2 protein-coding genes and 1 pseudogene are annotated in these 1,361 nt (G+C 53.6%); 1 reads left to right on the top strand and 2 read right to left on the bottom strand.

Annotated elements, in window-relative coordinates; genetic code table 11:
• Nucleotides 1-800, bottom strand: an 800-nt coding sequence (locus EJP87_RS16465; protein ID WP_130472925.1) for a response regulator, incomplete at its 3' end; no start/stop codon positions are given.
• A gap of 5 nt (nucleotides 801-805) precedes the next feature.
• Here EJP87_RS16465 and EJP87_RS16460 point away from each other — a divergent pair.
• A pseudogene (locus tag EJP87_RS16460) lies at nucleotides 806-931 on the top strand (HIT domain-containing protein); the annotation flags it as partial.
• 64 nt (nucleotides 932-995) lie between these two features.
• Here the strand turns inward: EJP87_RS16460 and EJP87_RS18165 are convergent.
• Nucleotides 996-1,361: hypothetical protein (locus tag EJP87_RS18165; protein WP_193771483.1), on the bottom strand; the 366-nt coding region annotated here is incomplete at its 5' end.

Here is a 1,361-nt window from a genome sequence, read left to right as displayed (position 1 = left end):
CCCAGGGTTCCGGCAACCCCCTTCAGGGTATGGGCCAGACGTTTGGCCAGAGCAATATCCCCCTTTTCCACAGCTTTTTGAATATCACGGACATTGTCGGCATGGTGGGTGAGAAAACGTTCCAGGAGTGCACGGTAGAGACGCAAATCACCGGCGGTATGTGCCAAACCGGTCTGCAGATGCAATCCGGCAACTGCAGGGAACGCTGGTGATTTAAGAGGGTTGGTGGTTGCGGGAAGGGCAATGGCTGCAACCCTGTTTTTTTCGGTTGCAAAAGTATCGCGCTCTTTGCTCTTGATCCATTTGTTCAACGCCAGAAACAGCTTGTTGGGATCGATCGGTTTGGCGATATGATCATCCATTCCGGCTTCCCAGCAGCGTGCCAGATCCTGCACCATCACATCGGCAGTGACCGCAACAATCGGTATATTTTTTCCTTGCGGCAGAGCGCGAATCAGACGGGTAGCCTGCAGACCATCCAAAATCGGCAACTGCAGATCCATTAAAATCAGCTCAAAGCGACCACTGCTGGCCATCTCCACCGCTTGATGGCCGTTGTCAGCCAACTCCACTTGCACTCCGGCCATCTGCAACAATGCTTCGATGACCTGTTGATTGACCTCATTATCCTCCACTGCCAACACCCGTGCTCCGACAATGCTTTGATTCGGTTGTGCCAAGGTGGCAGTACGTCTGGTCACCGTCAACGGCAAACCTACCTGTTTGCCAAACAACTGCATCACCGTATCGAACAAGGTGGAGATCTGCACCGGTTTGTTGAGACAGGCACCAGTTGGCACGCCTGTCAGGTGTTGCCGAAGCCGGTTATCGAACCATCATCAACACCCATGGCGATGGTGGCCAGGAGGTCTACCATATCCATGTGCATATCCTGGCTGGCAAGCGGATTGGACCAATGGTTGCCCGCTAAAACTCTCGCAGTTGGGGAGGATTACAGGCAGAAGAGGCTTTGCCGAACAAACAGCCTGTTTCCTCTATACTGCGGGCATGCTCCCTTCTGGAGCACTCTCCGCTGCACGCGGGGTCAAACGCTGCCGCAATTGCTGCAACAACTGCATCGCTCCCTTCATCTCATAGGTTTGAATCAGTTGTGCCAATTTACCGATTTCCGAGCTGAGATCGGCTGGGCAGCGCATGCCAAGCAGTTGCGTCAATATTGCTTCGCAATTTTTCGGTCGTCTCTTTTCTACATGCGGCAGCAGTTCGTTCAACAGTTGCAACAGCTCCTGGCTATCAAAAGGCAGATCGTTTTCGACTGGCAGATTGAGCGGATGTTGCGGCAGGGCCTGGAGCAACTGTTGCGCAGAGGCTATCACATGGGCAAAGGCTTCACTCCAGGC

This window comes from Candidatus Magnetaquicoccus inordinatus (assembly GCF_004217665.1).
GTDB classification, from domain to species: domain Bacteria; phylum Pseudomonadota; class Magnetococcia; order Magnetococcales; family Magnetaquicoccaceae; genus Magnetaquicoccus; species Magnetaquicoccus inordinatus.
This window is presented reverse-complemented; position numbering and strand designations above follow the sequence as displayed.